At 73.5% G+C, this 23,593-nt stretch carries 19 protein-coding genes; 10 read left to right on the top strand and 9 right to left on the bottom strand.

The window, feature by feature from the left end:
• The first annotated feature begins 52 nt into the window (after nt 1-52).
• Nucleotides 53-1,492, top strand: a complete 1,440-nt coding sequence (locus ACQPZO_RS04415; RefSeq protein WP_433347248.1) for a GuaB1 family IMP dehydrogenase-related protein — start codon at nt 53-55, stop codon at nt 1,490-1,492.
• Nucleotides 1,493-1,535: 43 nt separating this feature from the next.
• Here ACQPZO_RS04415 and ACQPZO_RS04410 read toward each other — a convergent pair whose 3' ends face one another.
• Nucleotides 1,536-2,105, bottom strand: a complete 570-nt coding sequence (locus tag ACQPZO_RS04410) for a TetR/AcrR family transcriptional regulator (RefSeq protein WP_433347246.1) — start codon at nt 2,103-2,105, stop codon at nt 1,536-1,538.
• Nucleotides 2,106-2,192: 87 nt separating this feature from the next.
• Here ACQPZO_RS04410 and ACQPZO_RS04405 point away from each other — a divergent pair, with 87 nt between their 5' ends.
• From ACQPZO_RS04405 to ACQPZO_RS04390, 4 genes are all read left to right on the top strand, one after another.
• On the top strand, nt 2,193-2,639 hold the full coding sequence (locus tag ACQPZO_RS04405) for a DoxX family protein (protein WP_433347244.1): 447 nt from the start codon (nt 2,193-2,195) through the stop codon (nt 2,637-2,639).
• Nucleotides 2,640-2,859: 220 nt separating this feature from the next.
• A complete protein-coding gene (locus ACQPZO_RS04400) occupies nt 2,860-3,342 on the top strand; it encodes a MarR family winged helix-turn-helix transcriptional regulator (RefSeq protein ID WP_433347242.1) in 483 nt (160 codons plus the stop codon).
• Nucleotides 3,336-5,069 (top strand): ABC transporter ATP-binding protein, encoded by a 1,734-nt coding sequence (locus ACQPZO_RS04395; protein WP_433347240.1) that lies wholly within the window; start codon nt 3,336-3,338, stop codon nt 5,067-5,069. The genes ACQPZO_RS04400 and ACQPZO_RS04395 overlap by 7 nt, the downstream gene beginning before the upstream one ends.
• Nucleotides 5,070-5,188: 119 nt before the next feature.
• Entirely contained in the window at nt 5,189-7,117 is a 1,929-nt protein-coding gene (locus ACQPZO_RS04390) for an ABC transporter ATP-binding protein (RefSeq protein WP_433350787.1), read from the top strand.
• 59 nt (nt 7,118-7,176) lie between these two features.
• On the opposite strand, the gene thrS is transcribed toward ACQPZO_RS04390, so the two are convergent.
• Nucleotides 7,177-8,397, bottom strand: coding sequence for a threonine--tRNA ligase (gene thrS, locus ACQPZO_RS04385; protein ID WP_433347238.1), 1,221 nt, complete (start codon nt 8,395-8,397; stop codon nt 7,177-7,179).
• A 550-nt stretch (nt 8,398-8,947) separates the two neighbouring features.
• Between thrS and ACQPZO_RS04380 the strand changes: the two genes are divergently transcribed.
• Nucleotides 8,948-9,556 (top strand): DedA family protein, encoded by a 609-nt coding sequence (locus ACQPZO_RS04380; protein ID WP_433347236.1) that lies wholly within the window; start codon nt 8,948-8,950, stop codon nt 9,554-9,556.
• 22 nt (nt 9,557-9,578) lie between these two features.
• Here the strand turns inward: ACQPZO_RS04380 and ACQPZO_RS04375 are convergent, their stop codons facing one another.
• Nucleotides 9,579-10,982: an NAD(P)H-quinone dehydrogenase gene (locus ACQPZO_RS04375; RefSeq protein ID WP_433347234.1), complete on the bottom strand. Its 1,404-nt coding sequence runs from the start codon at nt 10,980-10,982 to the stop codon at nt 9,579-9,581.
• A gap of 106 nt (nt 10,983-11,088) precedes the next feature.
• Between ACQPZO_RS04375 and ACQPZO_RS04370 the strand changes: the two genes are divergently transcribed.
• Nucleotides 11,089-11,544 (top strand): gamma-glutamylcyclotransferase, encoded by a 456-nt coding sequence (locus ACQPZO_RS04370; protein WP_433347232.1) that lies wholly within the window; start codon nt 11,089-11,091, stop codon nt 11,542-11,544.
• A 75-nt stretch (nt 11,545-11,619) separates the two neighbouring features.
• Here the strand turns inward: ACQPZO_RS04370 and ACQPZO_RS04365 are convergent, their stop codons facing one another.
• The 4 genes from ACQPZO_RS04365 to ACQPZO_RS04350 are packed head-to-tail and all read right to left on the bottom strand — an operon-like array spanning nt 11,620 to nt 15,044.
• Nucleotides 11,620-12,582: an N-acetyltransferase family protein gene (locus tag ACQPZO_RS04365; RefSeq protein ID WP_433347230.1), complete on the bottom strand. Its 963-nt coding sequence runs from the start codon at nt 12,580-12,582 to the stop codon at nt 11,620-11,622.
• A 41-nt stretch (nt 12,583-12,623) separates the two neighbouring features.
• Complete coding sequence (locus ACQPZO_RS04360) at nt 12,624-13,400, bottom strand: SCO6745 family protein (protein WP_433347228.1); 777 nt, start codon at nt 13,398-13,400, stop codon at nt 12,624-12,626.
• 5 nt (nt 13,401-13,405) lie between these two features.
• A complete protein-coding gene (locus ACQPZO_RS04355) occupies nt 13,406-14,410 on the bottom strand; it encodes a hypothetical protein (protein WP_433347226.1) in 1,005 nt (334 codons plus the stop codon).
• Between the two features lie 4 nt (nt 14,411-14,414).
• Nucleotides 14,415-15,044 (bottom strand): MBL fold metallo-hydrolase, encoded by a 630-nt coding sequence (locus tag ACQPZO_RS04350; protein ID WP_433350785.1) that lies wholly within the window; start codon nt 15,042-15,044, stop codon nt 14,415-14,417.
• A gap of 116 nt (nt 15,045-15,160) precedes the next feature.
• Here ACQPZO_RS04350 and ACQPZO_RS04345 point away from each other — a divergent pair, with 116 nt between their 5' ends.
• Nucleotides 15,161-16,093 carry a DUF4349 domain-containing protein gene (locus tag ACQPZO_RS04345; RefSeq protein WP_433347224.1) on the top strand — a complete coding sequence of 311 codons (933 nt, stop codon included), beginning with the start codon at nt 15,161-15,163 and terminating at the stop codon, nt 16,091-16,093.
• On the opposite strand, the gene ACQPZO_RS04340 is transcribed toward ACQPZO_RS04345, so the two are convergent.
• On the bottom strand, nt 16,050-17,312 hold the full coding sequence (locus ACQPZO_RS04340) for an amidohydrolase (RefSeq protein ID WP_433347222.1): 1,263 nt from the start codon (nt 17,310-17,312) through the stop codon (nt 16,050-16,052). The two genes, ACQPZO_RS04345 and ACQPZO_RS04340, sit on opposite strands and share 44 nt — an antisense overlap.
• A 449-nt stretch (nt 17,313-17,761) precedes the next feature.
• Nucleotides 17,762-19,345, bottom strand: coding sequence for an acyl-CoA mutase large subunit family protein (locus ACQPZO_RS04335; protein ID WP_433347220.1), 1,584 nt, complete (start codon nt 19,343-19,345; stop codon nt 17,762-17,764).
• Between the two features lie 207 nt (nt 19,346-19,552).
• On the opposite strand from ACQPZO_RS04335, the gene ACQPZO_RS04330 reads away from it, so the two are divergent.
• Together ACQPZO_RS04330 and ACQPZO_RS04325 are read left to right on the top strand one after the other, a co-directional pair.
• Nucleotides 19,553-21,754: a serine/threonine-protein kinase gene (locus ACQPZO_RS04330; RefSeq protein ID WP_433347218.1), complete on the top strand. Its 2,202-nt coding sequence runs from the start codon at nt 19,553-19,555 to the stop codon at nt 21,752-21,754.
• A gap of 66 nt (nt 21,755-21,820) precedes the next feature.
• On the top strand, nt 21,821-23,545 hold the full coding sequence (locus ACQPZO_RS04325) for a phospho-sugar mutase (RefSeq protein WP_433347216.1): 1,725 nt from the start codon (nt 21,821-21,823) through the stop codon (nt 23,543-23,545).
• The last annotated feature ends 48 nt before the right edge of the window (nt 23,546-23,593 follow it).

Below are 23,593 nucleotides of genomic sequence, written 5' to 3'. Positions count from 1 at the left end.
TTTTCGGCTACCACCGGGGGCGCGGGCGTCGGCGGGCGGGAATGATGGCGACGTGCGATTTCTTCAAGGCGCGGTCCCCGCGCACGACCTGACATACAACGACGTCTTCATGGCACCCACCCGCTCCGAGGTCGGTTCCCGGTTGGACGTCAACCTGGCCACCGCGGACGGCACGGGCACGACGATCCCCCTGGTGGTGGCCAACATGACGGCCGTGGCCGGCCGGCGGATGGCCGAGACGGTCGCCCGGCGGGGCGCCGTCGCGGTGATCCCGCAGGACATCCCCATCGAGGTGGTGGCCACCGTCGTCGCCTGGGTCAAGCGGCGGCACCTGGTGCACGACACCGCGATCACGCTCGGCCCGACGGACACCGTCGGCGACGCCATCCACCTGCTGCCGAAACGCTCGCACGGCGCGGTGGTCGTAATCGACGAGGCCGGTCGCCCGCTGGGCGTGGTGACCGAGGCGGACACCGTCGGGGTGGACCGGTTCGCCCAGCTCCGGCACGTGATGTCGACCGAGCTGCACACGGTGCCGGCGGACGCGGACCCGCGTACCGGATTCGACCGGCTCTCGGCGGGCCGGCGGCGGCTCGCGCCGGTGGTGGACGGCGAGGGACGGCTGGTCGGGGTGCTGACCCGCAAGGGCGCGCTGCGCGCCACCCTCTACCGGCCGGCGACGGACGACCGGGGCCGGCTGCGGGTCGCGGCGGCGGTCGGGATCAACGGCGACGTCACCGGCAAGGCCGCCGCGCTGCTGGAGGCGGGGGTGGACACGCTGGTGGTGGACACCGCGCACGGCCACCAGGAACGGATGCTCTCCGCGCTGCGGGCGGTGCGCAGGCTCGACCCGGGTGTCCCGGTCGCGGCCGGCAACGTGGTCACCGCCGACGGGGTACGCGACCTGGTCGAGGCCGGCGCGGACATCGTGAAGGTGGGCGTCGGACCGGGTGCGATGTGCACGACCCGGATGATGACCGGGGTCGGCCGGCCGCAGTTCTCCGCCGTGCTCGACTGCGCGGCGGCGGCCCGGGACCTGGGCCGGCACGTCTGGGCCGACGGCGGGGTGCGGCACCCCCGGGACGTGGCGCTCGCGCTGGCGGCCGGCGCGTCGAACGTGATGATCGGGTCCTGGTTCGCCGGCACGTACGAGTCACCGGGCGACCTGTACACCGACGCGGACGGCCGGCGGTACAAGGAGAGCTTCGGGATGGCCTCGTCCCGGGCGGTCAGCGCCCGGACCGCCGACGACAGCCCGTTCGACCGGGCCCGTAAGGCGGTCTTCGAGGAGGGCATCTCCTCGGCCCGGATGTACCTGGACCCGACCCGGCCGGGCGTCGAGGACCTGATCGACGAGATCATCGCCGGGGTACGCAGCGCCTTCACGTACGCGGGCGCGCGGAACCTGGCCGAGTTCCACGAACGTGCACTGGTCGGAGTTCAGAGCACGGCCGGCTACACCGAGGGGATGCCGCTGCCCACGAGCTGGTGACCCGGTCACTCTGATCGGCGAGCCTAGCCCGCCGCAGGGTTCGTCAGGTCTTCTGGAAGAGGCGGTGGGCGACCGCGCGGGCTGCGGCCCGGGGGTCGTCGCCGACCCGGGCCGGCAGCGCGCCCGAAAGCCAGAGCGTGGCGAACCCGTGCACGATCGACCAGGCCGCGAGCGCGTCGCCCTGCGGGTCCTCCGCCGTGGGGCGTCCCTCGGGCAGCGCGGCCACCCCCGAGTGCAACGCGTCGCCGGCGCGCTCGCGGGCCGCCACCAGCTCCTCCGCGTCGGGCCGGTAGAGGTCCGGGCGGAACATCACCTCGAAGTGCGCGCGGTGGCGGACCGCGAAGTCGACGTACGCGACGCCCCTGTCCAGCAGGTCGTCGCCCGCGCCGTGCAGCGCCTCGGCGAGCAGGTCGAACCCGTCGGCGGCGAGCGCGGTGAGCAGCCCGGCCTTGTCGCCGAAGTGGTGCGCCGGGGCGGCGTGCGAGACGCCAGCCCGGCGGGCCAGGTCGCGCAGACTCAACGCCGCCGGCCCAGCCTCCTCGATCACCCGCACCGCCTCAGCGAGCAGGGATCGGCGCAGGTCGCCGTGGTGGTAGCCGCGCGTTCGGGTCATGCCGCCAGTCTATCTTGCTGTTGACAAGATAGCGCCGGGAGGGGCAATCTTGCCGGCGACAAGATCCGTCACCCGAGGAGGTTCCCCGTGGCTCCACTCATCGCCCTCGTGGCCGGCACCGCGCTCGCCCGGCTGGCCGGCCTGGCCGGCGTGGGGGCACTCGACGGCTGGCATCCCGCACTGCGGGTGGGGCTGGCCCTGATGTTCGTGGTGACCGGCGTCGCCCACTTCGCCCCACCCCTGCGCAGGGACATGATCGCGATGGTGCCGCCCACCCTGCCTCGGCCCGACCTGCTGGTCACGGCGACCGGGGTGCTGGAACTGGTCGGCGCGGTCGGGCTGCTCGCGCCGACGAGCGCCCGCTGGGCCGCGGCCGGCCTGGCCCTGCTGATGATGGCCATGTTTCCGGCCAACGTCTCGGCCGCCCGGCGCGGGGTGCCCTTCGGAGGCCGGCCGGCAACACCCCTGGGGCGGCGAACGGCTGAGCAGGCCCTGTACGTCGCCGTGGCGCTCGCTATTTCGTTTGGCGCCTGATGATCATGGAGCTGAGTGCGGCCATGGAACCGACCTCGCTACGGGATGTGCCGATCGGGCGACTGCTCAGAGTCGCCGGATCGGGCGACGGCGTAACCTGACGCTGACCGGCCGGCCGGTAACCCCGCTCGCCCCACGTAGTTACTCCAAGCGGTGTTCCTCGCTACCGACGTCGTAATATCGTTTGGGGCCTGACTATCAGGGAGCTAATCTGAGGGACATGGACGTGATCGGGCTGGGAGAAGTGCCGCTGGGCCGCCTGGTGGTCACCGCCGGCCACATCGTCGGCCAGCAGTGGAACCGCTACCTGGCAGAGGAGCACGGCCTCACCCAGGCCGGCATGGGAACCCTGATCACCCTCGCCCGGTACGGCGAACTGCCGCACCGGGTGGTCGCCGAGCGCTGCTTCGTCCGGCCCGCCACCCTCACCGGCATCGTCGACACCCTGGAACGCGACGGCCTGGTGCAGCGGCACCGCGACGACGCCGACCGGCGCAGCGTACGGCTGACCCTCACCCCCGCCGGTCGGGAGCGGGTCGCCAAGCTCAGCACCCTCATGCAGACCAGAGGGCCGCTGACCTCCGTCGACGCCGACCCGGTGAAGGCAGCCGTCATCCGGGAGTTCCTGATCGAGGTAATTGGCAGTGGAGAGGAGTCACATATGACGAGTCCCGAAACGAGACCGCAGGAGCCGGCGTGCTGATCCGGCTTCTCCGCACCCACCTGCGGCCCTACCGCCGCCCGCTGGCGGCGGTGGTGGCCTTCCAGCTCGTCGGCACGATGGCCTCGCTCTACCTGCCGAGCCTCAACGCCGACATCATCGACCAGGGCGTGGCCCGTGGCGACACCGACTACATCATGCGCATTGGCGGCTGGATGCTGCTGGTCAGCCTGGTCCAGATCGCCTGCTCGACGGCCGCAGCCTACCTCGGCGCCCGCACGGCGATGGGCCTGGGCCGGGACGTCCGGGCGGAGATCTTCGGCCACGTCAACCGCTTCTCCGCCCGCGAGGTGGCCCGGTTCGGCGCGCCCTCGTTGATCACCCGCAACACCAACGACGTGCAACAGGTGCAGATGCTCGTGCTGATGAGCTGCACGATGCTCGTCGGCGCGCCGATCATGAGCGTCGGCGGGGTGGTGATGGCGCTGCGCGAGGACGTCGGGCTGTCCTGGCTGGTGCTGGTCTGCGTCCCGGTGCTGGCGCTCGCGCTCGGGCTGATCGTCCGGCGGATGGTGCCCGGTTTCCGGCTCATGCAGACCCGGATCGACACCGTCAACCGGGTGCTGCGCGAGCAGATCACGGGCATCCGGGTGGTCCGGGCGTTCGTCCGCGAGCCGTACGAGACGGAACGCTTCGCCCGCGCGAACGTCGACCTGACCGCGACCGCCCTGCGCACCGGCCGGCTGATGGCCCTCATCTTCCCGGTGGTGATGCTGGTGCTCAACGTCTCCAGCGTCGCCGTGCTGTGGTTCGGCGCGCAACGGGTGGACGCCGGGCAGATCCAGATCGGCGCGCTCACCGCCTTCCTCGTGTACCTGATGCAGATCCTGATGGCCGTCCTGATGGCCACCTTCATGCTGATGATGGTGCCGCGCGCCGCGGTCTGCGCCGAGCGGATCGTCGAGGTGCTGGACACCGACTCCTCGGTGGTCCCGCCGGCCGCGCCGGTCACCGAGGTGACCAGCCGGGGCGAGCTGGAGCTGCGCGACGTGCGGTTCCAGTACCCGGGGGCGAGCGAGCCGGTGCTGCACGGCATCTCCTTCCGGGTCACGGCCGGGCGCACGACGGCGATCATCGGCAGCACCGGATCCGGCAAGAGCACCCTGCTCTCGCTGGTCCCCCGGCTGGTCGACACCACGGCGGGCGCGGTGCTGGTCGACGGGTTGGACGTCCGCGACCTGGCACCCGACGATCTGTGGCGGCGGATCGGGCTGGTGCCGCAGCGGCCGTACCTGTTCAGCGGGACGATCGCCAGCAACCTGCGGTACGGCAACCCGGACGCCACCGACGCGGAGCTGTGGGCGGCCCTGGAGATCGCCCAGGCGCGCGACTTCGTCGCCGAGCTGTCCGAGGGGTTGGACGCCCCGATCGCGCAGGGCGGCACCAACGTCTCCGGCGGGCAGCGGCAGCGCCTGGCCATCGCCCGGGCCCTGGTCCGCCGGCCGGAGATCTACCTGTTCGACGACTCGTTCTCGGCACTCGACCTCGGCACCGACGCCCGGCTCCGGGCGGCGCTGCGGCCGGTCACCGCGGACGCGGCGATGGTGATCGTGGCCCAGCGGGTCTCGACGATCGTCGACGCCGACCAGATCATCGTGCTCGAGGACGGGGGCATCGTCGGGATGGGCCGACACGCCGAGTTACTAGAGAACTGCCCGACGTACGCGGAGATCGTCGCCTCCCAGCAGAGCGCGGGGGTGCCGGCATGACCGCCGTACCGGGTCAGAAGCCCGCGCCGCAGGAACGGCCCGCGGCCGACGCCCAGGCGCAGACGCCGAAGCGGCTGCCCCAGGGCGGCCACCGCGGCGGTCCGCTGCCGAGCGCCGGCATGCCGACCGAGAAGTCGATGAACTTCGGGCCGTCGGCCCGCCGGCTGCTGGGGCGGCTGCGGCCACACCGGCTTCCGCTCGTCGCCATCGTCGGGCTCGCCCTGATCAGCGTCGGGTTCAGCGTGTACGGGCCGAAGGTCCTCGGCCACGCCACCGACCTGATCTTCAGCGGGGTGATCGGCCGGCAGCTCCCGCCCGGGACCACCACCGAGCAGGCCGTGGCGGCGGCCAGGGCGTCCGGCAACGACAACTTCGCCGACATGCTCGCCCGGATGGACCTGGTGCCCGGGGTGGGCATCGACTTCGCCGCGCTGGGTCGGGTGCTGCTGCTGGCGCTCGTCCTCTACCTGGCGTCCAGCCTGCTGATGTGGTGGCAGGGCTGGCTGCTCAACGGCGTGGTGCAGCGCACCGTGCTGCGGCTGCGCGCCGAGGTGGAGGAGAAGCTGAACCGGCTGCCGCTGCCCTACTTCGACAAGCAACCGCGCGGCGAGCTGCTCAGCCGGGTCACCAACGACATCGACAACATCTCGCAGACCCTCCAGCAGACCCTGAGCCAGGTGCTCACCTCGCTGCTCACCCTGGTCGGCGTACTGGCCATGATGTTCTGGGTCTCGCCGCTGCTGGCGCTGGTCGCCCTGGTCGCGGTGCCGCTGTCGGTGGTGGTGACCGGCCAGATCACCAAGCGCTCGCAGCCGAAGTTCATCGCCCAGTGGAAGCACACCGGCGAGCTGAACGGCCAGATCGAGGAGGCGTTCACCGGCCACGAGCTGGTCAAGGTCTTCGGCCGGCAGCGCGAGGTGGAGGCGACCTTCACCGCCAAGAACGAGGAGCTGTTCCGGGCCAGCTTCGGCGCCCAGTTCATCTCCGGGATCATCATGCCGGCGATGATGTTCGTCGGGAACCTCAGCTACGTGGCGATCGCCGTGGTCGGCGGCCTGCGGGTGGCATCGGGGTCGATGAGCCTCGGCGACGTGCAGGCGTTCATCCAGTACTCCCGGATGTTCACCCAGCCGCTCACCCAGGTCGCCTCGATGGCGAGCCTGCTCCAGTCCGGGGTGGCGTCCGCCGAGCGGGTGTTCGCCGTCCTCGACGCCGACGAGCAGAGCCCCGACCCGGCCGAGCCGGCCCGGGTGACCGACCCGCACGGCCGGGTCGAGTTCGAGCACGTCTCCTTCCGGTACGAGCCGGACAAGCCGTTGATCGAGGACCTGTCGCTGGTCGCCGAGCCGGGGCACACGGTGGCGATCGTCGGGCCGACCGGGGCGGGCAAGACCACCCTGGTCAACCTGATCATGCGCTTCTACGAGCTGGACGCCGGCCGGATCACCCTGGACGGGGTGGACGTCACCGCCCTGAGCCGGGACGACCTGCGCGGCCGGATCGGCATGGTGCTCCAGGACACCTGGCTGTTCGGCGGGACCATCCGGGACAACATCGCGTACGGCCGGCCGGCCGCGAGCGAGGAGGAGATCGTCGCCGCCGCCAAGGCCACCTTCGTGGACCGGTTCGTCCGCAGCCTCCCCGACGGCTACGACACCGTCATCGACGAGGAGGGCAGCAACGTCAGCGCCGGCGAGAAGCAGCTCATCACCATCGCCCGGGCGTTCCTGGCCGAGCCGTCGCTGCTGATCCTCGACGAGGCGACCAGCTCGGTGGACACCCGGACCGAGGTGCTGCTCCAGCGGGCCATGGCGGCGCTGCGCTCGGACCGGACCAGCTTCGTCATCGCCCACCGGCTCTCCACCATCCGGGACGCGGACCTGATCCTGATGATGGAGAACGGCAGCATCGTCGAGCAGGGCACCCACGATCGGCTGCTGGCCGCCCGGGGCGCGTACCACCGGCTCTACCAGTCCCAGTTCAGCCAGCCCGATCCGGTCCTCCCCCCCGACCCCGTGTCGCTGCCCGCCGCCTCGGTCCAGGGCTGATCGTCGTGGCCGGAGATCCAGCGACAGCGACCGGCCTCGGGCCGGGTGACGGGCCGGGGTCAGGGCAGCAGCGCCGCCGACCGGGTGGCGACCACCGACGCGACCAGGGCCAGGGCGTCGGCGGCAGGGCGCGGGTCCAGGCGGCGGCCGTCGCGCAGGCGCAGGGCGACCGCGCCGTCGGCCGCCTCCCGGGCACCGAGCACCGCGACGTACGGCACCCGGCGGCGGGCGGTGTCGCGGATTCGGGAGCCCAGCGACCCACCCCCGTCGACCTCGGCCCGCAGGCCGAGCGCGACGGCGTCCCGGGCGAGCCGGTCGGCCGCCGCGGCCTGGCCCGGATCGTCGGGGTCGACCGGGAGCACGGTCACCTGCACGGGGGCGTACCAGGGTGGGAAGGCCCCGTCGTGCGCCTCGATCAGGTGGGCGAACAGCCGCTCCATGCTGCCGACCAGGCTGCGGTGCACCATCACCGGCCGCCGCCGGCCGCCGTCGGGGCCGGTGTACGACAGGTCGAACTTCTCGGGCTTGTCGAAGTCGAGCTGGACGGTGGCGAGGGTGGACTCCCGGCCGGTCGGGTCGGCGACCTGGATGTCGATCTTCGGCCCGTAGAACGCGGCGTCGCCGGGGGCCTCGATGACGTTCACCCCGTTCAGCGCCTCCCGGAGCAGGTCCTCGGCCCGGCGCCACTGCTCGTCGGTGCCGACGTACCGCTGGCCCGGACCGCGCAGCGACAGCCGGAAACCCGCCGGGCGGACGCCGAGCGCGGCATGTGCCTCGCGGATCAGCGCCAGAATCGCCGCGACCTCCTCACCCACCTGGTCCAGGGCGCAGAAGTTGTGCGCGTCGTTGAGCGAGATGGCGCGCACCCGGGACAACCCGCCGAGCACCCCCGAGCGCTCCGCCCGGTACATCCCGCCCAGCTCGCCGACCCGCAGCGGCAGCTCCCGGTAGGACCGGCCCCGGGCCCGGAAGACCAGGGCGTGGTGCGGGCAGAGCGCCGGGCGGAGCACGAACTCGTCGTCCGGGCTCAGACGCATCGGCGGGAACATGTCGTCGGCGAAGTAGCCGAGGTGGCCGGAGAGCTCGAACAGCTCCCGCTTGCCCAGCGGCGGCGAGTAGACGTGCTGGTAGCCGGCCCGTCGCTCCAGCTCGTGGACGTACGCCTCGACGGCGTGCCGGGCGGCGGCGCCCGCCGGCAGCCAGATGGGCAGGCCGGCGCCGGCCAGCGGGTCGGAGACGAACAGCTCCAGCTCCCGGCCGAGCCTGCGGTGGTCGGTCATGTCGCTCTCCCTCGGGTACGACCCGGAGGCGACCTGGCCCGGAACGCCGCGAGGCCCCGGGGCGGTTCGCCCCGGGGCCTCGATGACGGTGACGTCAGTGCGGCGCGCCGGGGTTTCCCGGCGTCGTGGTCCATACCGCGCTGCGCATGGGGAGACGGTAGACCGGCGGCGGGCCGGCACGCATCCGATTTCGGGCCCCGCCGGCTGCGCGCACCGCGCCCGGGCTGGCGTGCGGCGGGCCTGCGGCGCAGGAGCGGGCCGCCGGCACGGGACCTGCCGGCGGCCCGCGGCGGCCCGGTCGTCGGAAACGGGGGGCCCGACGCGCCCGAGGCCGCGCGCCGACAACGGTACGCCGCCCGTAGCCGATCCGCCGCCCGGCTCGGCCCGTACGCCGAGGTCGCTCAGGGCGGCCGAGCCGCCGCATCCTGGCACGTCGGGGGCCGGAACCGTCGTGTCGGTGGTCACCACCGGCCGGGGTGGGCTCCGGTGACCCCCGCCACGGGGCCAGGCTCGGGGCACCCGATCTGCCGGCCCCGGCGAGGTGTCAGTCGTGCTTGAGCTACTCACCCACATGGCGTCGCCGCTGTGGGCGTACCTGGCGCTGCTCGGGCTGCTGGCGGTAGACGCGTTCGTGCCGGTCATCCCCACCCAGGCGATCATGATCACCGGCGGGGCGCTCACCGTGTACGGCGGGCTGAGCCTCCCGCTGACCATCGGGGTCGGCGCGCTCGGCGTCTTCGTCGGCGACCTGGCCTGCTACCTGCTCGGCCGGGGCGCACCGGACCGCCGGCAGGGCCGGCAGGGCGAGCCGAGCCGGGTCCGCCGGATGGCCGGACGGATGACCCAGGGACTGCGCCGGCCCGGTCCGCTGGTGATCTTGCTCTGCCGGTTCGTGCCGGGCGGCCGGATGGCCGCCTGCTTCGCCGCCGGCCGCAGCCGGTACCCGTACCGGCTGTTCCTGACGTACGAGGCGATGGCGGCGGCCGGCTGGGCCACGTACGGGACGCTGGTCGGGCACCTGGGCGGCACGGCGCTGACCGAGTCGGCGTGGCAGCTGCTGGTGATCGCCGCCGCGGCGGCGGCCGGTTTCGCCGCCGCCGGTTGGGCGATGTCGGCCCTCAGCGCCCGCCGCACCCGCCCCGAGGCCCCGGCGGACTGACCGACGAGCCGACCCGAGGCGGCTACTCCAGCTCGTGCAGCATGAGCTGGCGGGCGGCCTCCGTGATGGAGCCCGACAGGCTCGGGTAGATGGTGATCGTCTGGGCCAGCTCGTTGACCGTGAGGTTGTTCTCCACCGCCAGGGTGATCGGCAGGATCAGCTCGCTCGCCTTCGGGGCCACCACGACGCCGCCGATCACCTGGCCGCTGGCCGGGCGGCAGAACAGCTTGACGAAGCCGTCGGCCAGGTCGTCCATCTTCGCCCGGGCGTTGCCCCCCAGCGGCAGCATCACCTCGCGGGCGGGCGTCTTGCCGGCGTCCACCTCGTCCTGGGAGACGCCGACGGTGGCCAGCTCCGGGTCGGTGAAGACGTTCGCCGCGACCGTACGCAGCCGCAGCGGCCGGACCGCCTCGCCGAGCGTGTGCCACATCGCGATCCGGCCCTGCATCGCGGCGACGCTGGCCAGCGGCAGCACCCCGGTGCAGTCGCCGGCGGCGTAGATGCCGGGGACGTTGGTCCGGGACACCCGGTCGACGGTGACGTAGCCGCCCCGGGCCAGCTCGACGCCGTACTCGTCGAGGCCGAGGCCGGCCGTGTTGGGGATCGACCCGACGGCGATCAGCGCGTGCGAGCCCTGCACCAGCCGGCCGTCGGCCAGCTCCACCTCCACCCCGTCGGCGGTGCGGCGGACGCCCTCGGCGCGGGAGTTGTTGAGGATGGTCATCCCCCGGGAGCGGAAGACCCGCTCGATGGCCATCGCGGCGTCGGCGTCCTCGTGCGGCATCACCCGGTCCCGGCTGGAGACGAGGGTGACCTCGACCCCCATGGCCAGGTACGCGCTGGCGAACTCGGCCCCGGTGACGCCCGAGCCGACCACGATCAGGTGCTCGGGCAGCTCGGGCAGGTCGTAGACCTGCCGCCAGGTCAGGATGCGCTCGCCGTCGGGCACGGCGGTGGGAAGCTGACGCGGAGTGGCCCCGGTGGCGACCAGCACGGTCGACGCGGCGATCGAGTACTCCTCGGCCCCGTCGGCGGGGGTGACGACGACCCGGTGGGTGTGACCGAGCGTGTCCTCACCGAGCCGGGCGGTGCCGGCCACGAAGGTGACGCCGGCCTTCAGCAGCTTGGCGTGGATGTCGGCCGACTGGTGAAGGGCGAGCCGCTTGACCCGCTCGTGCACCGTCCGGGCGTCGACGGTGACCGCCTCCAGCCCGTCGGAGTGCACCCCGAACTCCTCGGTGTCCCGGTACCCGGTGACCACGGAGGAGCTGGCGATGAAGGTCTTGGACGGGACGCAGTCGGACAGCACACAGGCACCGCCGGCCCCTTCGGCCTCCACCACGGTGACCTCAGCGTCCAACTGGGCGGCGACCAGGGCCGCCTCGTACCCGGCCGGCCCCCCGCCGATGATCACGATCTGACTCACAGCTATCGCCCCTCGTCCATGTTCGCGGTGACTTTCTTCTCCCCGACGCGTCCGACACGCACCGTCGTATTCTCCCCCACCCGTCCGTAGGGCTATCGTCATCGCCGTGCGTCACTACGCCGCCTACGGCTCAAACCTGGACCCCGCCCGGATGCGCGCCTACTGTCCGCACTCGCCGATGGTGGGCATCGGCTGGCTGGAAGGCTGGCGGCTCACCTTCGCAGGTGAGGGGGTCATCGGCTGGGAGGGCGCGGTCAGCACCATCGTCGAGTCCCCCGGCGACCGGGTGTTCGTGGCGCTCTACGACATCAACCCGTACGACGCCGGCCAGCTCGACGACATCGAGGGGGTGACCTCCGGGACGTACCGCAAGCTGCACGTCCGGGTCTCCACCCTCGACGGGGACGTGACCGCCTCGGTCTACGTCTTCGACGGGTACGAGGGCGGCCTGCCGACGGCGTGGTACCTGTCGGAGATCGCCAACGCCGCCGAGAAGGCGGGCGCGCCCGACGACTACGTCAGCGAGCTGCGGTCCCGCCCCACCGGCACCGCGTCGGCGTAGCGCGTCTACCACGCCCCCCAGTCTGCTCCGGGTGGGTGGCGGCGCGCGGAGCCGCCCCCCGGCGGGCGGCTCCGGTCACATGCCGACCGCCGGAACCACCCGCTCGTACAAGTCGGTCCACCGCACCTCGCCCAGCCCCACCGAGCGGTAGAGCGTCGCCGGGGAGGTCGGGTTGGCCAGGTCGACGCCCAGGCCGGCGGACCGCCTGCCCTTGGCGGCGTAGACCGTGAAGGCCCGCCGTAGCAGCGCGGCTCCCACCCCGTGTCGCCGGTACGCCGGCAGCACCGAAAGGGTGCGGACCCACCCCTGGTCCTGCTCCAACGCCTGGTCGGACGACTGCAGCGCGCCGGCCGGCACCCCGTCGACCTCGGCGACGAACCACTCGTCCCAGGTCCTGACGTACGGGGGCAGGTGCTCCCGCCACTGCTCGTACCCGACCGGCTCGTAGTCCGAGGTGTCCCGGAACGCCGTGTCGAAGATCCGGTGGAACAGGCGCAGGTCCGCGTCGTCGCCGACGTGCAGCGGGCGGATCGTCACCCCCGGCGGGCACGGCGGCTCGGCGGGCAGGCCCGTCAGTGTCCTGCTCATCCGCACGTACCGTTTCGCCCGGGTGAAGCCGGCCTCGGCCAGCTCCGCCACCCACCGGGTCTCCGGCGCGAAGGCGGCGGTGCGGACGGTCAGCGCGGGCAGGCCCCGCTCGGCGGCCCGCTCGGCGACCCGGCCCAGCATCCGGGTGAGCAGTGGGACGCGCGCGGCCTCGGCGCGCACCGGGTCGACGCAGACGTCGACGAACTCCCGGCCCACCCCGCTCGGGTTGTTTACCACGGTCCACCCGACAACCCTCCCGTCGTGGTCACCGACCAGCCAGGAGTCGAGCGCCGGGTCGACGAAGGGGGCGGTCAGCGCGGCCTCGACGTCCTCGGCGTCGAAGTCGGGGTGGCCGATCGCGAAGGTGTCGGCGGCGTGCACCACCGCAAGGATCGCCGGCACGTCGTCGAGGGTGGGGCGGCGGGCGCTCCAGCCGACGGGAAGGGTCATCCGGCGATCCTGGCAGCAGCCCACCGCCCGCCGCCGCCCATTTATCCCCGCCCCGGCCGGTCGGGATCTCGCTGGGTGGGCCGTCCCTGCACCTGCGCGCGGGTGGTGGCCAGCAGGTCCAGCAGCTCGGTGCCCTCGCCGGGGGCGAGGCCGCGGAAGCCCGCCGCGACCAGCCGGTCGGTCACCGCCTCCGCCCACAACCGCCGCCGCACCAGGGGCCCGACCCGGGGGTACGGCGGCGGCCAGCCACAGGCCAGCGCGCCGGCCTCCCCCTCCGGCCCGGCCAGCACCGCCTCCAGCGGGGTCATCCCGCCGGCCCGCACCGCCATCAGGTACGCCCCGACGAAGTGCTCGCGCAGCAGCAGCAGCCCGACGGCGGCTCGGGCGCCCGGGGAGTCCTTCGGCACCGGCATGGCCCGCCAGGCGGCGAACAGCGGCATGCCGCTGGCGTCCGCCGCGCCGACCACCCGGCGCAGCAGCGCGCCCAGCCGGCGCGCCCCGGGCAGGGCGGCGAGATGCTCGTCGCCCCAGCGGCAGCACTCGGCGAGGTTCGCGGCTGCCACCTCCAGCGGACGGATCACCCGCGCGGCGGCGTCCCAGCCGTCGGCGACGGCGTCCGGGGCGATGAAGCCGAGGGCGGCGGCCACCGTCGGGGCCCGGACGTCACCCAGCGCCCCGGCCCGGCCGGTGATGTAGAAGGCCCAGCCGGAGATGCCCAGCAGGCGGGCCCTGCGCAGCGTGCCGGGGCAGCGGGTGAACGTTTCCCCGAGCTCCAGCACGAACGGCTTGCTCGCGGCGGCGACCTGCTCCGGCGTCATCGCAATCAGTCTGCCCCGCCGCCGCCCCCGGCGTCAGTCCCCTCTTCGGCGTCGATCGCCTCGATCGCCCCCTCGACCTCGCCGGTGCGCCGGCGGGCGGCGGTGACGGCCCGTTCCGCCGCCCGCCGGGCCAGTTTCCGCCGGCTCAGCTCCTGCTCGGCCTCGGCCCGCTGCCGTTCCAGCTCGGCCAGCGAGCGCTCGATGTCGGCCAGTTCCTCGGTGCCGTCGTGCTCGGCGTCCGCCGCGCCGGCCAGCTCCGCCTCGGCCCGGCCCTGGTCGGTACGCGCCTTTGCCAGTTCCCGTTCCAGCGCCCGGCGCTGCCGGGCCCGCTCGGCCCGGGCGGCGCGTTCCGCTGCCCGCTCGTCGCGTTCCCGCCGGTCCCGGTCCCGGTCGGCGGCCCGATCCCGGTCTTGGCCGGCGGCCCGGTCCCGATCGCGGTCGGCGGCCCGATCGCGGTCGGCGGCCCGGTCCGGGGTGGCCGGTGCGGGCTCCGCGTCGTCGGTGACCAGCCGCAGCTGGGGGCGGGGCACCTCGCCGAAGCCGGCGTAGCTGGCGGCCCGCAGCAGCCGGCCGGTACGCACCTGCTCGGCGACCGTGGTGTCGGACAGGGCGGCGTTGAGGGTCGCCTCCACCTCGGCCAGGGGCAGCTTCCCGCCCGGCGGGCCACCCTCGGCGTCGGCCGCCAGCCGGCGCACCTCGGCCACCAGCGCGGCGACCACCGCCCGCCGCTGGGCGGAGAGTTCCCGCAGCCGGGGGCCACGCAGGTCGCGCTGGGCCGCGCGCAGCGCCTCGGCGAGCTGGCCCAGATCGGCGACGAGTTCGGGGCGCCGGATGGCGAGCAGGTTGACCAGCCAGGCGGCCACGGTCGGGCGGCGCAGTCGGGCGATCTCCCGGGCCGTGGCCGGGTCGCCGGCCCGCCGGGCCTCGGCGACGGCCGCGTCCCGGGTGGCGACGAACCGGTCCGGCGGCTCCTCGTAGAGCCGTCGGACCAGGTCCCGAGGGGGCGGCACCGGGTCAGGCGTCGAGCCGGCTGCCCGGTTCGAGGCGCTGGTAGTCGGTCTTGGACAGCGCCGCGTACTGGCGGTTGAGCACCGCGAGGCCGTTGTCGTTGAGCAGCCCGTCGTGGGCGGCGAAGGCGCGGCGCGGGGCGACCGCGCGGATGAAGTCGAGCACCTCGGAGAACTTCGACCAGGGGGCGTGGATCGGCGCGAAGAGGGTGTCCACCTGGACGTCCTCGGGCACCACGAGGGAGTCGCCGGGATGGTAGACCACGTCGTTGAGCAGGTACCCCAGGTTGTCCACCACCGGGATGTCCGGGTGGATGACGGCGTGCCGCCCGCCGTACGCCCGGACCGGCACGCCGGCCGCGGTGAACGACTGCCCGGGGGCGACCGGGTCCAGCGCCTCGGCCGCGTCGCCGAGGACACCGGCCAGCGAGGCCGGGCCGTGGACGCGGAACGGCCGGCGGTCGAGCTGCCGGGTGACCGCCGCGACGTCGAGATGGTCGGGATGCTCGTGGGTGATCAGCACCGCGTCCGCCCCGTCCAGCGCCGCCGGGTCGCTGAACCCGCCCGGGTCGACGACCAGCACCCCGCCGTCGTGCTCGACGCGGATACAGGAGTGGGCGTACTTGGTGAGTTGCATCATGACCCCCTGATTACCAAATCGTGACGTCCCTCAGCGCAGTCTGCCGGAACCCACGGGTCTCCGCGTCACGTCTGACGTAACGCCCGACGGGCAAGGAACAGGGGGAAGCGGGAATGGACGGACGCGCACGAGGTGCACTGCTGACCGCGGTGGGGCTGGCAGCCCTGCTGGCGGTGGGTGGGTGCGGTGGTCTCAGCGGTGGGCACACGTCGGAGGACTCGGCCGCATCGGCGCCGGAGAAGGCGGCGCCGGGCGGCGCGGCGCCGGCCGAGGCGGGAGGGGCGAAGGCCGGCACCGGTGGCGGTGCGCCGGACCTACGGGTCGACCAGCGGTCGATCATCTACACGGGAAACATCCGGGTGCGGGTGGACGATGTGGACGCCGCCGCCCGGTCCGCCGTCACGGCGGCCACCGCGGTCGGCGGTTTCGTCGGCGGCGACGAACGCAGCAGCACGGGCGACAACGCCCGCGCCGAACTGGAGCTGCGGGTGCCGGCGCCGCGGTTCTCCGCCGTGGTGGAGGACCTGGCCAAGCTGGGCCGGCAGGAGCGCCGCTCGATCCGTACGGAGGACGTCACCGAGCAGACCGTCGACCTGGACGCCCGGATCATCACGCAGCGGGCCCGGGTGGAAAGCGGCCGCAAGTTGCTGGCCCGGGCCAGCTCGATCGAGGACCTGGTGTCGCTGGAGGGCGAGGTGGCCCGGCGGGAGGCCGACCTCGCCTCGCTGGAGGCGAAGAAGCGCCGGCTGGCCGACCTGACCGCGCTCTCCACCATCACCCTCACCCTGGTCGGGTCGGACGCCGACACCTCCTCCGAGGAGGAGAAGGACGGGACCGGCTTCCTGGTGGGGCTGCGCGGCGGCTGGGACGCGTTCGTCGCCTCGCTGGGCGTGCTGCTCACCGTGCTGGGCGCGCTGCTGCCCTTCGCGGTGGCGTTGGGCGTGCCCGTGGCGCTGCTGGTGGCGGTGCTGCGCCGGCGCCGGCGCAGGCCGGCGCCGGTGCTCAGCGAGTCGCCGCCAGTGCCCGCAGCGCGGTCTGCACCATGAGTCGGACGCCGAACGGGATGGCCCGCTCGTCGACGTCGAACGTGGCCCGGTGCAAGTCGACGTTCGGGCCGGACCTGCCGACGCCGAGGCGTGCCAGCGCGCCGGGGACGTGCTCCAGATACCAGGAGAAGTCCTCGCCGCCCATGCTCTGCGGGGTCTCCGCCACGCCCTCCGGGCCGAGTGCGGCCACGGTGGCGGCGGTGAGCACCTGGATCGCCCCGGCGTCGTTGCAGACCGGCGGGCGGCCGCGCAGGTACTCCAGGTCGACCGTGGCGCCGGTCGGGGCGATGACGTCCCGGACCACCTGAGCGACGATCTTGGGAGCCTGCGCCCAGGTGTCGCGGTCCATCACCCGCAGGGTGCCGGAGGCGCTCGCCTCGGACGGGATGACGTTGTTCCGGGTGCCGGCCAATGCCTGGCCGAACACCAGCAGCAGCCCGCTGTTGGCCGGCACCCGGCGGGCGACCAGGGCGGGTACCTCGGTGACCAGCCGGCCGAGCGCGTCGACCAGGTCGACGGTCAGGTGCGGGCGGGCGGTGTGCCCGCCCGGCCCGGTGAGCTTGATGGTGACGTTGTCGGCGGCGGCGGTGATCGGGCCCACCCGCAGGCCGATCTTGCCGGCCGGCTGGTTGGGGTCGCAGTGCAGGGCGAAGATCTGCACCACGTCGTCCAGCCCGCCGGCCTCGATGACCTCCAGCGAGCCGCAGGGCAGGATCTCCTCGGCCGGTTGGAAGATCAGCCGGACCCGGCCGTCCAGCTCGCCCAGGTCGGCGAGCTGGGCGAGCAGCATGCCGACGCCGAGCATCACGGTGGTGTGCACGTCATGGCCGCAGGCGTGGCACACGCCGTCCTTCGTGGACCGGTACGGCACGTCCTTGACATCGTTGAGCGGCAGCGCGTCGATGTCGGCGCGGAGCGCGACGACGGGGCCGTCGGGGCGGCCGTCGATGTCGCAGATCACGCCGTTGCCCTTCGGCAGCATGCGCGGGTTCAGCCCGGCGAGGGACAGCTCGCGGGCGATCAGGGCGGCGGTCTCGAACTCCTCGCCGGAGAGCTCCGGATGAGAGTGGATGTGCCGGCGGGTGGCGATGAGCCCGGGCACCCTCAGGGCGAGCAGGTGGTCCAGCTCGGCGGGCAGGGGCTGGGACCCGGACGGCGCCTCCGGCGAGTCCGACAACGCCAGCTTGCTGCCGTTCGGCAGCGTCAACGCACTCGTCACGTCGATATCTCGATCACTAGAAATGGATGGATCATCGGGGATGACAGCAGACAGCCTAGACCTCCGACGGTGACGCTGTGCAACTTCATTCCCGTAGCGATCAGATGGCGCAGCGTCACGAAAGCCCTGGTGGAAGGGCTCGACAATCTGCGGGACAGCAGGTAGATCGCGGTCGAACGTCGTCATCTGCCCCACACCTCCTACAACCCGTAACCGAGTCGGCGTTCCGAAATCACCGTCGATCCGGGGCAGCCGTTTCCCGAATTGTCACATTAGTCGCTTCGGTTACCCGCCACTCGGACAATTAGCCGACCGCACCCGGCGGCGGGGCGACTCCCGACGGTGACACGACGGGACGCGACGCTCGCGCACACGCTGTCCGTCCCGTTCACCCCGACGGGTTACCCATCGCCCCCGGGCCGCACACGCGTGCCGGGGGCCGGCAGGGGTCAGAACCGGTCGCTCGGGCGGTACGTCCCCCAGACCTGGCGCAGGATGCCGCAGACCTCGCCCACCGTGGCCCGGGCCCGCAGCGCCTCCTTCATCGGGAAGAGCACGTTCTCGGTGCCCTCGGCGGCGGCGCGCAGCTCGGCGAGGGCCCGCTCGACGGCGCCCCCGTCGCGCTCCGCGCGCAGCGTGGCCAGCCGCCCGGCCTGGGCCGCCTCGATCTCCGGGTCGACCCGCAGCGGCTCGTACGGCTCGTCGGTGTCGATGGTGAACCGGTTGAGCCCGACCACCACCCGCTCACCCGAGTCGACCTCCTGCGCGAACCGGTACGCGGACTGCTCGATCTCCCGCTTCTGGAAGCCCGCCTCGATGGCGTCGACAACCGAGCCGTGATCGGCCACCCGGTCCATCAGCTCGACCACCGCCGCCTCGATCTCGGCGGTCATCGCCTCCACCACGTACGACCCGGCGAACGGGTCGACGGTGGCGGTCAGGTCCGTCTCGTACGCCAGCACCTGCTGGGTGCGCAGGGCCAGCCGGGCGGCCTTCTCGGTGGGCAGTGCGATGGCCTCGTCGAAGCTGTTGGTGTGCAGCGACTGGGTGCCGCCCAGCACGGCGGCGAGCCCCTGCACCGCCACCCGGACCAGGTTGACCTCGGGCTGCTGGGCGGTGAGCTGCACGCCCGCCGTCTGGGTGTGGAAGCGCAGCATCATCGACTTCGGGTTCTTCGCCCCGAAGTCGTCGCGCATCAGCCGGGCCCAGATCCGCCGGGCGGCGCGGAACTTCGCGACCTCCTCCAGCAGGGTCGTCCGGGCCACGAAGAAGAACGACAGCCGGGGCGCGAAGTCGTCCACGGCCAGCCCGGCGGCCAGCGCGGCCCGGACGTACTCGACGCCGTTGGCCAGGGTGAACGCGATCTCCTGCGCGGGCGTCGCGCCGGCCTCGGCCATGTGGTAGCCGGAGATGGAGATGGTGTTCCACCTCGGCACCTCCTTGCGGCAGTAGGCGAACGTGTCGGCGACCAACCGCAGCGAGGGCTTCGGCGGGAAGATGTACGTCCCCCGGGCGATGTACTCCTTGAGGATGTCGTTCTGGATGGTGCCGTTGAGCGCCGAACCCTCGACCCCGGACTCCTCGGCGACGAGCTGGTAGAGCAGCAGCAGCACCGAGCCCGGCGCGTTGATCGTCATCGAGGTGGAGACCTTGTCCAGCGGGATGCCGGCGAACAGCAGCCGCATGTCCTCGACGGAGTCGATGGCCACCCCGACCTTGCCCACCTCGCCGTGCGCGATCGGGTCGTCGGAGTCGTACCCCATCTGGGTGGGCAGGTCGAAGGCGACGGAGAGACCCATCGTGCCGGCCCGCAGGAGCTGGTGGTAGCGCGCGTTGGACTCCGTGGCGGTGCCGAAGCCGGCGTACTGGCGCATGGTCCACGGGCGCGACGTGTACATGGTGGGGTAGACCCCGCGGGCGTACGGGAACTCGCCGGGGGCGCCCAGCCGGGAGTCCAGACCCTCGGGCAGGTCATCCGCCGTGTAGAGGCCCTTGATGGGGAAGCCGGACTCGCTTGACCGCCGTTCGCTCATCCCCGGATGGTAGGACGCGCCGATGCATCGACGGGTGAGGGATTCCGCACAGGGGCCCCGACTTTCGTCGACCTCAGGGTGAGCGACCGGACACGTACCGTGGAGTTCGGTAAACGTCCGCCGCGTCGGGTTTCGCATCGGGCGTCGGAACCAGCAAGATAGGGGAGTTGTGTCCCAGCCCCCTCGATTTCCCCCGGTGGCTTTTCTGTGACTCAGATCCCGACGTGGAGCGGCGGACCAGTCAGTCCACCCCACGGACGCGCGGCGCCCGGCACCACCATCGGTGGTCGCTACTCACTCCGGTCCGCAGTAGGCAACGGCGGAATGGGCACGGTCTGGCGTGCCACAGACACCCTGTTGCGGCGCGACGTGGCGGTGAAGGAGGTAATCCTTCCGCCGGGCCTCGCCCCCAGCGACCGCGACTCGATGTACGAGCGGACACTGCGCGAGGCCCGCGCCGCCGCGGCCATCCAGCACCCTGCCGTGGTCCAGGTGTACGACGTGGTCACCGAAGGTGGCCGCCCCTGGATCGTGATGGAACTGCTGGACGCCCGCAGCCTGGCCGACATGGTGATCGAGGACGGGCCGGTCGCGCCCCGCGCGGTCGCCAAGATCGGTATCGCCCTGCTCGGCGCGCTGGAGGTGGCGCACGCGATCGGCGTGCTGCACCGCGACGTGAAGCCGGCCAACGTGCTGATCTGCACCGACGGCCGGTGCGTGCTGACCGACTTCGGGGTGGCCAAGCTCCCCACCGACGTGCAGCTCACCACCCCCGGGATGGTGCTCGGCTCGCCGCACTTCATCTCCCCCGAGCGGGCGATGGGCCAGGAGTTCGGCCCGCCCAGCGACCTCTTCTCCCTCGGCGTGACGCTGTACACGGCGGTCGAGGGCCGGCCCCCGTTCGACAAGGGCGACCCGATCGAGACCATGCACGCCGTGGTCGAGGACCCGCCTGCCACCCCACAGCGCAGCGGCCCGCTGACCCGCGTGCTGATGGGCCTGCTGGAGAAGGACCCGGCCCGCCGGCTCGACGTGCACACCTCCCGGGCGATGCTGCGCGAGCTGCTGGCCGGCCCGCTGACCAGCACAGCGACCGCCGTCAACTCGGTCACCGACCCGTACGCGGTGGTGCCGGTGCAGCGGCCGGTGGTCGCCCCGCCACCGCCGCCCGGCCCGGAGCCGAAGCCGAGCGGGCAGATCGGCGGCCGGGCGATGCTCTCCCCCGAGGAGTCGCTGACCGACCGGCTGGCCGCGCTGCGCCGGGGCGAGAAGGCGAGGAAGAAGACCGCCGCCGCCGCGAGCGCCGCCGCGCTGGACGACACCAGCGCCGACGCGCTCGCCGGCCCGCTGCACACCCCCACCGGGGCGATGCCCACGCAGGCGCCGACGTCGCCGGCCGGTCCGCTGAACGGCGGGTCTTCGGAAGCCACCCAGCGGGTCGACGGGGGCAGTGCGCCGAAGGCCACCCAACATGTGATGTACGGCACATCGCCCGGCGCCACCCAGCAGGTCCCGTTCGGGCCCCGCCCGGACGCCACCCAGCAGGTCCCGTTCGGTGTCGGGGCGAACGCCACTCAGCAGGTCCCGTTCGGCGTCGGGGCGAACGCCGCCCAGCGGGCCGGCCAGCCCGACGCAACCCAGGCGGTGCCCGGCTTCGGTGGCCCGCCCGAGGCGACCCAGCGGGTGGGCGGGACGTACGGCGGCGGCCAGTGGTCGGTGCCCGGCACCGGCCAGCCGTGGGCCGCCCCCGCCGCCGCGCCCTCCCCGGCCGGCGGCGGTGCCCCCGGCGGGGTCGGCGGCCTCGTCGCCACCGTCAAGGGCTGGCCGCGCAAGGTGCAGCTCGCAGCGGCCGGCGGCCTCGTCGTGCTGCTGCTGGTCGGCGCGGTCGTCCTGTTCGGCGGCGACGACCCGGACCGGCCGACCACCCCCTCGGCGCAGCCCACCGCCCCCGCCACCGCGCCGGTGGAGATGCAGGAGCAGTCGGCCCGGGGCATCACGGTGCAGGTGCCCAAGGGCTGGCAGCGCAACAGCGCCGGCGTGTGGGTCGACTTCGTCGACCCGGAGGACAGCGGCCGCAAGGTGCGCGTCCTCTCCGAGGACTGGGGTGGCACGTCGTCGATGCGCTGGGCCGAGGTCGCCGAGAAGGGCCTCCGGACCAAGTCGACCTCCTGCCCGAAGCCGTACAACCAGGTGTCGATGACCGAGCAGAAGCTGGACGGTCAGGCGGCGGCCGAGTTCGAGTACACCTGCGGCGAGGGCGACGGCATGCGGCACGGCGTGTGGCGCGGGGTGGTGCACGAGGGGAAGGTCTACTCGTTCTACCTCTCCTCCACCGACGCCCGGTTCGCGGAGAGCAAGCCGATCTTCGACCGGATGGTGGAGTCGTTCAAGCTCGGCGGGGCGAACTGAGCCCCACCGGGCCGACCGGAGCGAGGCCGCCGGGACGTGGTGATCCGCCGCCTGCTATCAAGAGGCATGGCGGCGGAAACCATTGACCTTGACAACATTCGCGACCGGGCCCGGCGGTGGCTCGACGACGACCCCGACCCGGCCACCCGCGAGGAGCTGCGAGCCGTGCTCGACCGGCTGCCGGCGAGCGCGCCCGAGCTGGCCGACCGGTTCGCCGGGCCGCTGACCTTCGGCACCGCCGGGCTGCGCGGCCCGCTGCGGGCCGGCCCGAACGGGATGAACCTCGCCGTGGTCAGTCAGGCCGCCGCCGGGCTGGTCGGCTGGCTCGCCGCCCAGGGCGCGACCGGCCCGCTGGTGATCGGGTACGACGCCCGGCACGGTTCCCGGGAGTTCGCCGAGCGCACCGCCCAGGTCGCCACCGGCGCGGGCCGTGCGGCACTGCTGCTGCCCCGCCCGCTGCCCACCCCCGTGCTGGCGTACGCGGTGCGGCAGCTCGACGGGGCGGCCGGCGTGATGGTCACGGCCAGCCACAACCCCCCGCAGGACAACGGCTACAAGGTGTACCTGGGTGCCCGGCTCGGCGGCGAACTGGGCGCGGGGGCGCAGATCGTGCCGCCCGCCGACGCCGGGATCGAGGCGGCCATCCGGGCGGTCGGCCCGCTCGCTCAGGTGCCGCTCGGCCCGGCCGGCCAGGTGCTCGGTGACGACCTGGTCGCCTCGTACGTGGACCGGGCCGCCGCCGTGATCGACCCGGCCGGCCCTCGGGACCTGAAGGTGGCCTACACCCCGCTGCACGGGGTGGGCGCGGCGGTGCTGACCGCCGCCTTCGCCCACGCCGGGTTCGGCGTCCCCGGCGTGGTGCCCGAGCAGGCGGAGCCCGACCCGGACTTCCCGACCGTGAGCTTCCCCAACCCGGAGGAGCCGGGGGCGGTGGACCGCCTCGTCGCGCTCGCCGAGCGGACCGGCGCGGACCTGGCGATCGCCAACGACCCGGACGCGGACCGCTGCGCGGTGGCCGTCCGCGACGGCGGGCCGGCGAGCGCGAGGAGCGCGCCTGCGGGCCCTGCGGTCCCGGCCGAGGAGCAGCAGGGCGGCTGGCGGATGCTGCGCGGCGACGAGGTGGGCGTCCTGCTCGCCGACCACCTGATGCGCCGGGGCGTGCAGGGCCTGTACGCCACCACGATCGTGTCGTCGTCCCTGCTGCGGGCCATGTGCGCCGCCCGGGGCCTGCCGTACGACGAGACGCTGACCGGGTTCAAGTGGATCGTCCGGGCCGGTGGCGGGTCCGCGCCGCTGGTGTTCGGCTACGAGGAGGCGCTGGGCTACTGCGTCGCCCCGGAACACGTACGCGACAAGGACGGCATCACCGCCGCGCTGACCGTTGCCGAGCTGGCCGCCGGCCTCAAGGCGGAGGGCCGCACGCTGACCGACCGGCTGGACGAGCTGGCTGCCGAGTTCGGCGTGCACCACACCGACCAGCTCTCCGTCCGGGTGGACGACCTGCGGGTGATCGCCGACGCGATGGCCCGGGTCCGGGCGACCACCCCGACCACGCTGCTCGGGCACCCGGTCACCGAGGCGCGGGACCTGCTCCCCGAGGCGGACGTGGTGATCCTGCGCACCGACACGGCCCGGGTGGTGATCCGCCCGTCGGGCACCGAGCCGAAGCTCAAGGCGTACCTGGAGGTCGTGGAGCCGGTCACGGACGGCGACGTGCCGGCGGCCCGCACCCGCGCGGCCACCACCGCAGCCACCCTCCGCACCGAGATCGCCAGCGTCCTGAACCTCTGACCCACCGGGGCGGGGTGGTCACGGGAGGGCGTCGAAGCCGGCGCAGGT

The sequence above is a fragment of the Micromonospora sp. CA-111912 genome (genome assembly GCF_050948415.1).
Lineage (GTDB): Bacteria > Actinomycetota > Actinomycetes > Mycobacteriales > Micromonosporaceae > Micromonospora.
This window is presented reverse-complemented; position numbering and strand designations above follow the sequence as displayed.